We start from the raw sequence: 9,402 nt of genomic DNA, 5'->3' as shown, positions 1-9,402 counted from the left end.
GTGGGAACGATCAGGGTGGGGCAGATGTGGGGATAAAGATCGTTCCCACGCTCTGCGTGGGAATGCAGCCACTGACGCTTTGCGTCATAGCGGTTTTCAGCCTGTCGCCAAGGGTGAATCTGGACCGCGGTGCGTCCCTGTAGGCGTTACCACGCGGAGCGTGGGAACGATTAGGGTGGGGTAGATGTGGAGATAAAGATCGTTCCCACGCTCTGCGTGGGAATGCAGCCACTGACGCTCCGTGTCATAGCGGTTTTCAGCCTGTCGCCAAGGGTGAAGCTGGAACGCGGAGCGTCCCGGGAGGCATTCCCACGCGGAGCGTGGGAATGATCAGGGGGGGGCAGATGTGGAGATAAAGATCGTTCCCACGCTCTGCGTGGGAATGCAGCCACTGACGCTTTGCGTCATAGCGGTCTTGACCTTGTCGATAATGGTGAGGCTGGAACGCGGAGCGTCCCGGGAGACATTCCTTTGCTGCGCGTGGGAATGATCATGGGCGGGATCAGGCCGACATGACCTCGCGAATATCGCGCGCCAGTTCGCGTACGCGTTCTTCTTCGGTGTCCCAGGAGCACATGAAGCGTGCGCCGCCCTTGCCGATGAAGGTGTAGAAGCGCCAGTTCTTTGCAGTCAACGCAGCGATGGCCGGCTCGGACAGTTGCAGGAACACGCCGTTGGCCTGCACCGGGAACATCAGTTCGACGCCGGGAATGTCGCTGACCAGTTCTGCCAGCAGTTGCGCGCAGTGGTTGGCGTGGCGTGCGTATTTGAGCCAGGCGTCGTTTTCCAGAATGCCGACCCACGGTGCCGACAAAAAGCGCATCTTCGACGCCAGTTGCCCGGCCTGCTTGCAGCGGTAGTCGAAGTCTTCGGCCAGTTTGTGGTTGAAGAACAGGATCGCTTCACCCACCGCCATGCCGTTCTTGGTGCCGCCGAAGCACAGCACATCAACGCCGGCCTTCCAGGTCAGGTCGGCGGGCGAGCAGCCGAGGAATGCGCAGGCGTTGGAGAACCGCGCGCCGTCCATATGCAGGTGCAGGCCCAGCTCTTTGCAGGTTGCGCTGATGGCGCGGACTTCTTCCGGGGTGTAGACGCTACCGACTTCGGTGGCCTGGGTCAGGGTCACCACGCGCGGTTTCGGGTAGTGGATGTCCTGACGCTTGAGTGCGACTTCGCGGATCGATTGCGGGGTGATCTTGCCGTTTTCAGTGCCGGCGATCAGCAGCTTCGAGCCGTTAGAGAAGAATTCCGGAGCGCCGCATTCGTCGGTTTCGACGTGGGCGGTTTCCGAGCAGATCACGCTGTGGTAACTCTGGCACAGCGACGACAGGGCCAGCGAGTTGGCGGCGGTGCCGTTGAAGGCGAAGAACACTTCGCAGTCGGTTTCGAACAGTTTGCGGAAATGATCGGCCGCGCGGGCGGTCCATTCATCGTCGCCGTAAGCGCGCTGGTGGCCGTGGTTGGCCTGTTCCATGGCAGCCCAGGCTTCCGGGCAGATACCGGAATAGTTGTCGCTGGCGAATTGTTGGCTCTTGTCGGTCATGGCCGGCTTCCGTAATCGAGACTCTTGTGAAGGCTCGTGGTCAATGAAGATGCGCACTTTACCGAAGATCTTCCGGGGAGCACATGCGATGTCGGGTGGGGAAAATTACCAGTTTATGGGCCGATTATGCACCTGAGCCAACGCGACGGCGCCCTGGATCTGCTCAAGTGGCTGGCGTTGCTGAGCATGTTGCTCGATCACCTGCGATATGTCGGCTTCTCCGCCGATTGGTTGTATGTGCCAGGTCGCCTGGCGTTTCCATGGTTTTGCCTGGCGATGGCGGCGAATCTGGCACGAGACGGTACGCGCAAAATGGAATGGCGCTATCTGGGCTGGCTGTTGCTGTTCAGTGCAATCAGCGAAATCCCTTATCGCTTTTATATCCCCGACCCTGACACGTTCAACGTGATGCCGACGCTGGCGCTGGGCTTGCTGGTGGCGCGCGGCTGGCAGGACTCAGCGTCGGTGCCACGGTTGCTCGCGCTGGCCGCGTTGGTGGTTGCGGCGGTTTTTTCAGAACGACTGATGTTCGGTTTCTTCGGCGTATTGTTGCCATTGGCGATGCTGCTGGTGTTCCGCCGACCCTGGTATTTCAGCCTGTTGCCGGGGCTGGTGTGTCTGGCGGCGAACCAATGGCAGGTGCTGCTCGAATCGGCGCGTTTCGGCAACAGCGTGGCGATGCTTGGGCTGGCGGCCTGTGTGTTTGCGCCGATGCTCGGAATGTTCTTGTTGCGACATGGGCGACATGTCCGGCCTCCACCGATGCGGCGCTGGGCATATGCGCTGTATCCCGCGCATTTCCTCCTGCTGCTTGCCATCCGCCAAATCATCGCCTGACCCCTGTGGGAGCTGCCGAAGGCTGCGATCCGTTGATCTTCAAAGTCAAAGTCAAAAGATCGCAGCCTTCGGCAGCTCCTACAGGGGGAGTGCATTCTTCGGGTCATTTCCAGCCATGTCGTAAACGCACCTTTGCGTGGCGTCCGCAGGCATTTGAGCTGTCTGTGCCGGTCATACCATCGCATCAAAGGGCACTGCCATCATTGCCAGTGCCTTACCGAGACGAATGGCGCACAGATGCCGCTGGGAGAGACGCGATGTTCAGCAAGCAAGACCAGATCCAGGGTTACGACGATGCACTGCTGGCGGCGATGAATGCCGAGGAGCAACGTCAGGAAGATCACATCGAGCTGATCGCGTCGGAGAACTACACCAGCAAGCGCGTCATGCAGGCGCAAGGCAGCGGCCTGACCAACAAATACGCCGAAGGCTATCCGGGCAAGCGCTACTACGGAGGCTGCGAGCATGTGGATAAAGTCGAAGCGCTGGCCATCGAACGCGCCAAGCAACTGTTTGGCGCCGACTATGCCAACGTCCAGCCTCACTCCGGCTCCTCGGCCAACAGCGCCGTGTACCTGGCGTTGATCCAGCCGGGTGACACCATCCTCGGCATGAGCCTGGCCCACGGCGGTCACCTGACCCACGGCGCGAAAGTGTCGTCCTCGGGCAAGCTCTACAACGCTGTGCAGTACGGCATCAACACCGACACCGGGCTGATCGACTACGACGAAGTCGAGCGTCTGGCCGTCGAGTGCAAACCGAAAATGATCGTTGCCGGTTTCTCCGCTTACTCAAAGACTCTGGACTTCCCGCGATTCCGTCAGATCGCCGACAAGGTTGGTGCGCTGCTGTTCGTCGACATGGCCCACGTCGCCGGTCTGGTCGCTGCCGGCCTGTACCCGAACCCGCTGCCGTACGCCGATGTGGTCACCACCACCACGCACAAGACCCTGCGCGGTCCGCGTGGCGGGCTGATCCTGGCCAAGTCCAACGAAGAGATCGAGAAGAAGCTCAACGCCGCCGTTTTTCCCGGTGCCCAGGGCGGCCCGCTGATGCACGTCATCGCCGGTAAAGCGGTGTGCTTCAAGGAAGCACTGGAGCCTGGCTTCAAGGCTTATCAGCAACAAGTGATCGAAAACGCCCAGGCGATGGCCAGCGTGTTCATCAAGCGTGGCTACGATGTGGTCTCCGGCGGCACCGACAACCATCTGTTCCTGGTCAGCCTGATTCGTCAGGGCCTGACCGGCAAGGACGCCGATGCCGCGCTGGGCCGTGCGCACATCACGGTGAACAAGAATGCCGTGCCGAACGACCCGCAGTCGCCGTTCGTGACCTCGGGCCTGCGCATCGGCACCCCGGCGGTGACCACGCGCGGCTTCAAGGTCAGCCAGTGCGAAACCCTCGCCGGCTGGATCTGCGACATCCTCGACAACCTCGGCGACGCCGATGTCGAGGCCAATGTCGCCCAGCAGGTCTCGGCCCTGTGCGCAGACTTCCCGGTTTATCGCTGAGTCGGTTTTGGAGTAATGACTATGCAACGCTATTCCGGCTTCGGCCTGTTCAAACACTCGCTCAGCCACCACGAAAACTGGCAGCGCATGTGGCGCACGCCCACCCCGAAAAAAGTCTACGACGTGGTCATCGTCGGCGGCGGCGGGCACGGCCTGGCGACGGCCTACTATCTGGCCAAGGAGCACGGCATCACCAATGTCGCCGTGGTCGAGAAAGGCTGGCTGGGCGGCGGGAACACCGCGCGCAACACCACCATCGTGCGTTCCAACTACCTGTGGGACGAGTCGGCGCACCTCTACGAACACGCGATGAAATTGTGGGAAGGCCTGTCGCAGGATCTCAACTACAACGTGATGTTCTCCCAGCGTGGCGTCTACAACCTGTGCCACACCCTGCAGGACATCCGTGATTCCGAGCGTCGGGTCAGCGCCAACCGCCTCAACGGCGTCGACGGCGAACTGCTCGACGCCAAGCAGGTTGCGGACGAAATTCCGTACCTGGACTGCTCGAAAAACACTCGCTACCCGATCATGGGCGCCACCGTGCAGCGTCGCGGCGGCGTCGCCCGTCACGATGCCGTGGCGTGGGGCTTCGCCCGTGCCGCCGATGCCTTGGGCGTGGACCTGATCCAGCAGACCGAAGTGATCGGTTTCCGCAAGGAAAACGGCGTGTGCATCGGCGTTGAAACCAACAAGGGTTTCATCGGCGCCAAGCGCGTCGGCGTGGTGACGGCCGGTAACTCCGGGCACATGGCCAAGCTTGCCGGTTTCCGCCTGCCGATCGAATCCCACCCGCTGCAAGCGCTGGTGTCCGAGCCGATCAAACCGATTATCGACAGCGTGATCATGTCCAACGCCGTGCACGGTTACATCAGCCAGTCCGACAAGGGCGACCTGGTGATCGGCGCCGGTATCGACGGCTACAACGGCTACGGCCAGCGTGGTTCGTACCCGGTGATCGAACACACCATCCAGGCCATCGTCGAGATGTTCCCGGTGTTGTCCCGCGTACGCATGAACCGCCAGTGGGGCGGCATCGTCGACACCACCCCGGACGCTTGCCCGATCATTTCCAAGACGCCGGTACCGAACATGTTCTTCAACTGCGGTTGGGGCACCGGTGGCTTCAAGGCTACACCCGGCTCGGGCAACGTGTTTGCCGCGAGTCTGGCCAAGGGTGAAATGCACCCATTGGCTGCACCTTTCTCCATCGACCGTTTCCACAACGGTGCGTTGATCGATGAACACGGCGCTGCTGCGGTTGCCCACTAACAGGAGAAATCCCCATGTTGCATATCTTCTGTCCTCACTGCGGCGAACTGCGCTCTGAAGAGGAATTCCACGCATCCGGTCAGGCGCACATCCCGCGGCCGCTGGATCCGAACGCCTGCACCGATGAAGAGTGGGGCGACTACATGTTCTTTCGCGATAACCCGCGCGGTCTGCACCACGAGTTGTGGGACCACGTTGCCGGTTGCCGCCAGTACTTCAACGTCACTCGCGATACCGTGACCTACGAGATTCTCGAGAGCTACAAGATCGGCGAGAAGCCGCAATTCACCGACAAGGCTGGCACTGCGAAAACAGCCACGACGGCGCTGGGAGAGAAGGTATGAGCCAGACCAATCGCCTGTCCAACGGTGGACGGATCGACCGCAACAAAGTGCTGAGCTTCACCTTCAACGGCCAGACCTACAAAGGCTACGAAGGCGACTCGCTGGCCGCCGCACTGATCGCCAACGGCGTCGACATCATCGGCCGCAGCTTCAAGTATTCGCGCCCTCGCGGCATCTTCGCTGCCGGTTCCGAAGAGCCGAACGCGGTGCTGCAGATCGGTGCCACCGAAGCCACGCAGATTCCCAACGTGCGCGCCACGCAACAGGCGTTGTATCAGGGCCTGGTCGCCACCAGCACCAATGGCTGGCCGAGCGTCAACAACGACATGATGGGGATTCTCGGCAAGGTCGGCGGCAAGCTGATGCCGCCGGGTTTCTACTACAAAACCTTCATGTACCCGCAATCGTTCTGGATGACTTACGAGAAGTACATCCGCAAGGCTGCCGGCCTCGGCCGTTCGCCGACCGAGAACGATCCGGACACCTACGACTACATGAACCAGCACTGCGACGTGCTGATCGTCGGTGCCGGCCCGGCCGGTCTCGCCGCTGCCCTGGCGGCTGCGCGCAGCGGTGCCCGCGTGATTCTGGCCGATGAGCAGGAAGAGTTCGGCGGCAGCCTGCTTGATTCCCGCGAAAGCCTCGACGGCAAACCGGCGATGGAATGGGTCGCCAGTGTCATCGCTGAATTGAAGAACACTCCGGACGTGCTGCTGTTGCCGCGCGCCACGGTCAACGGCTACCACGACCACAACTTCCTGACCATTCACGAACGCCTCACCGATCACCTCGGTGACCGCGCGCCGATCGGACAGGTGCGGCAGCGCATCCACCGTGTCCGCGCCAAGCGCGTGGTGCTGGCGACCGGCGCCCACGAGCGTCCACTGGTCTACGGCAACAACGACGTGCCGGGCAACATGCTCGCTGGTGCGGTGTCGACCTACGTGCGTCGCTATGGCGTGGCGCCAGGCAAAAAACTGGTGCTGTCGACCAACAACGATCACGCCTATCGCGTTGCTCTGGATTGGCTCGATGCCAGTCTGCAAGTGGTCGCGATCGCCGATGCCCGCAGCAATCCCCGCGGTGCATTGGTCGAAGAAGCGCGCGCCAAAGGCATTCGCATTCTCACCGGCAGCGCCGTCGTCGAGGTGCGTGGCAGCAAGCGTGTGACCGCTGCACGCGTCGCCGCGATTGACGTAAAGGCCCACGCCGTGACCAGTCCGGGCGAATGGCTCGATTGCGATCTGGTCGCCAGCTCCGGCGGTTACAGCCCGGTGGTTCACTTGGCTTCGCACCTCGGTGGCAAACCGGTCTGGCGTGAAGACATTCTCGGTTTCGTACCGGGCGAAGCACCGCAGAAGCGCGTGTGCGTCGGTGGCGTCAATGGCGTCTACGCGCTCGGCGATTCGCTGGCCGACGGTTTTGAAGGTGGCGTGCGCGCTGCCGCCGAAGCCGGTTTCCAGACTGTCGAAGGCGTGTTGCCGAAAGCCTTGAGCCGTCTCGAAGAGCCGACCCTGGCGCTGTTCCAGGTGCCGCACGAGAAGAACTCGGCGCGAGCACCGAAGCAGTTCGTCGACTTCCAGAACGACGTCACCGCCGGTGGCATCGAACTGGCGACCCGCGAAGGTTTCGAGTCGGTCGAGCACGTCAAACGCTATACCGCGCTGGGCTTCGGCACCGATCAGGGCAAGCTCGGCAACGTCAACGGTCTGGCCATTGCCGCCCGTTCGCTGAACGTGACCATCCCGCAGATGGGCACCACCATGTTCCGTCCGAACTACACGCCGGTGACCTTCGGCGCCGTGGCCGGTCGGCATTGCGGGCACATCTTCGAGCCGGTGCGCTACACCGCGCTGCATGCCTGGCACGTGAAGAACGGCGCCGAGTTTGAAGACGTCGGTCAGTGGAAACGTCCATGGTACTTCCCGAAAAACGGTGAAGACCTGCACGCGGCGGTCAAGCGCGAATGCCAAGCCGTGCGCGATAGCGTTGGCCTGCTCGATGCTTCGACCCTCGGCAAGATCGACATCCAAGGCCCGGATGCCCGCGAGTTCCTCAACCGCGTGTACACCAACGCCTGGACCAAGCTCGACGTGGGCAAGGCTCGCTACGGTCTGATGTGCAAGGAAGACGGCATGGTCTTCGACGACGGTGTGACCGCGTGTCTGGCCGACAACCATTTCGTCATGACCACCACCACCGGCGGCGCCGCGCGCGTACTGCAGTGGCTGGAGCTGTACCACCAGACCGAATGGCCGGACATGAAGGTGTACTTCACTTCCGTCACCGACCACTGGGCGACCATGACCCTCTCCGGGCCGAACAGCCGCAAGCTGCTCAGCGCCGTGACTGACATCGATCTGAGCAACGAAGCGTTCCCGTTCATGACCTGGAAAGAAGGTCTGGTCGGCGATGTGCCGGCGCGGGTGTTCCGTATCTCGTTCACCGGTGAGCTGTCGTACGAAGTCAACGTGCAGGCCGATTATGCGATGGGCGTGCTGGAGAAAATCGTCGAGGCCGGCAAGCAGTACAACCTGACCCCGTACGGCACCGAAACCATGCACGTGCTGCGGGCCGAGAAGGGCTTCATCATCGTCGGCCAGGACACCGACGGCTCGATGACCCCGGACGACCTGAACATGGGCTGGTGTGTCGGTCGCACCAAACCGTTCTCGTGGATCGGCCAGCGCGGCATGAACCGCGAAGATTGCGTGAAAGACCAGCGCAAACAACTGGTGGGCCTCAAGCCGATCGACCCGACCAAATGGCTGCCGGAAGGTGCGCAGCTGGTGTTCAACACCAAGCAGGCGATCCCGATGACCATGGTCGGCCACGTGACCTCCAGCTACGCGCACAACTCCCTCGGTTATTCGTTTGCCATGGGCGTGGTCAAGGGCGGTCTCAAGCGCATGGGCGAGCGGGTGTTCGCACCGCTGGCCGATGGCAGCGTGATCGAGGCGGAAATCGTTTCTTCGGTGTTCTTCGATCCGAAGGGTGAGCGGCAGAACATCTGACACTGATCGTTCCCACGCTCCGCGTGGGAATGCATCCCGGGACGCTCCGCGTCCCAAGAGCGGACGCAGAGCGTCCATGGCGGCATTCCCACGCAGAGCGTGGGAACGATCAATACAAGAAGGTGCTTTATGACCACAGCCAATGTTTACCAGCAACGCCCGACCACCGGCGCCCGTGCCGAGTCGTCGCTGCACCATGCCGACCTCGCCAGCCTGGTCGGCAAGGGCCGCAAGAACGCCGGCGTGATCGTGCGTGAGAAAAAACTCCTCGGCCACCTGACCATTCGTGGCGATGGCCACGATGCAGCCTTCGCGGCCGGTGTGCACAAAGCGTTGGGCATTGAATTGCCCGGCGCCCTCAGCGTGATCGTCAAAGGCGAAACCAGCCTGCAATGGATGGGCCCGGACGAGTGGCTGCTGATCGTGCCAAGCGGCGAAGAATTCGCCGCCGAGCAGAAACTGCGTGAAGCGCTGGGTGATCTGCACATTGCCATCGTCAACGTCAGCGGCGGCCAGCAGATCCTCGAACTGAGCGGGCCGAACGTGCGCCAGGTACTGATGAAATCCACCAGCTATGACGTGCACCCGAACAACTTCCCGGTCGGCAAAGCGGTCGGCACGGTGTTCGCCAAGTCGCAGCTGATGATTCGTCATACCGCCGAAGACACCTGGGAACTGCTGATCCGGCGCAGCTTCTCGGATTACTGGTGGTTGTGGTTGCAGGATGCTTCGGCCGAGTACGGCCTCAGCGTTCAGGCCTGAAAGATCAAAAGCTACCCCCTCACCCCAGCCCTCTCCCCCAAGGGGGAGAGGGGAAAGGGAGCAGATAGATGATCGTTCCCACGCTCCGCGTGGGAATGCATCCCGGGACGCTCCGCGTC

General features: G+C 61.9%; 7 protein-coding genes. 6 read left to right on the top strand and 1 reads right to left on the bottom strand.

Annotated elements, in window-relative coordinates:
• Positions 1-502: 502 nt before the first annotated feature.
• A complete protein-coding gene (locus F8N49_RS21090) occupies positions 503-1,543 on the bottom strand; it encodes a low specificity L-threonine aldolase (protein ID WP_016772826.1) in 1,041 nt (346 codons plus the stop codon).
• 126 nt (positions 1,544-1,669) lie between these two features.
• Here F8N49_RS21090 and F8N49_RS21085 point away from each other — a divergent pair, with 126 nt between their 5' ends.
• From F8N49_RS21085 to F8N49_RS21060, 6 genes are all read left to right on the top strand, one after another.
• Positions 1,670-2,380 (top strand): TraX family protein, encoded by a 711-nt coding sequence (locus tag F8N49_RS21085; protein ID WP_151552406.1) that lies wholly within the window; start codon positions 1,670-1,672, stop codon positions 2,378-2,380.
• A 257-nt stretch (positions 2,381-2,637) separates the two neighbouring features.
• Positions 2,638-3,891, top strand: a complete 1,254-nt coding sequence (glyA, locus tag F8N49_RS21080; protein WP_122705670.1) for a serine hydroxymethyltransferase — start codon at positions 2,638-2,640, stop codon at positions 3,889-3,891.
• Positions 3,892-3,912: 21 nt separating this feature from the next.
• On the top strand, positions 3,913-5,163 hold the full coding sequence (locus F8N49_RS21075) for a sarcosine oxidase subunit beta (RefSeq protein ID WP_016772829.1): 1,251 nt from the start codon (positions 3,913-3,915) through the stop codon (positions 5,161-5,163).
• A 14-nt stretch (positions 5,164-5,177) separates the two neighbouring features.
• Complete coding sequence (locus tag F8N49_RS21070) at positions 5,178-5,507, top strand: sarcosine oxidase subunit delta (RefSeq protein WP_016772830.1); 330 nt, start codon at positions 5,178-5,180, stop codon at positions 5,505-5,507.
• Entirely contained in the window at positions 5,504-8,521 is a 3,018-nt protein-coding gene (locus F8N49_RS21065; RefSeq protein WP_151552404.1) for a sarcosine oxidase subunit alpha, read from the top strand. The genes F8N49_RS21070 and F8N49_RS21065 overlap by 4 nt, the downstream gene beginning before the upstream one ends.
• 129 nt (positions 8,522-8,650) lie before the next feature.
• Complete coding sequence (locus F8N49_RS21060) at positions 8,651-9,283, top strand: sarcosine oxidase subunit gamma (RefSeq protein WP_016772832.1); 633 nt, start codon at positions 8,651-8,653, stop codon at positions 9,281-9,283.
• Positions 9,284-9,402: the final 119 nt, after the last annotated feature.

This window comes from Pseudomonas sp. GXM4, from assembly GCF_008923895.1.
Lineage (GTDB): Bacteria > Pseudomonadota > Gammaproteobacteria > Pseudomonadales > Pseudomonadaceae > Aquipseudomonas > Aquipseudomonas atacamensis.
This window is presented reverse-complemented; position numbering and strand designations above follow the sequence as displayed.

What these genes read in the sequence shown, in the direction of transcription:
- F8N49_RS21070 (WP_016772830.1), top strand. Translation starts at nt 5,178, where the DNA reads ATGTTGCATATCTTCTGTCCTCACTGCGGCGAACTGCGCTCTGAAGAG.
- F8N49_RS21065 (WP_151552404.1), top strand. Translation starts at nt 5,504, where the DNA reads ATGAGCCAGACCAATCGCCTGTCCAACGGTGGACGGATCGACCGCAAC.
- F8N49_RS21075 (WP_016772829.1), top strand. Translation starts at nt 3,913, where the DNA reads ATGCAACGCTATTCCGGCTTCGGCCTGTTCAAACACTCGCTCAGCCAC.
- F8N49_RS21085 (WP_151552406.1), top strand. Translation starts at nt 1,670, where the DNA reads ATGCACCTGAGCCAACGCGACGGCGCCCTGGATCTGCTCAAGTGGCTG.
- F8N49_RS21060 (WP_016772832.1), top strand. Translation starts at nt 8,651, where the DNA reads ATGACCACAGCCAATGTTTACCAGCAACGCCCGACCACCGGCGCCCGT.
- F8N49_RS21090 (WP_016772826.1), bottom strand. Translation starts at nt 1,543, where the DNA reads ATGACCGACAAGAGCCAACAATTCGCCAGCGACAACTATTCCGGTATC.
- glyA (WP_122705670.1), top strand. Translation starts at nt 2,638, where the DNA reads ATGTTCAGCAAGCAAGACCAGATCCAGGGTTACGACGATGCACTGCTG.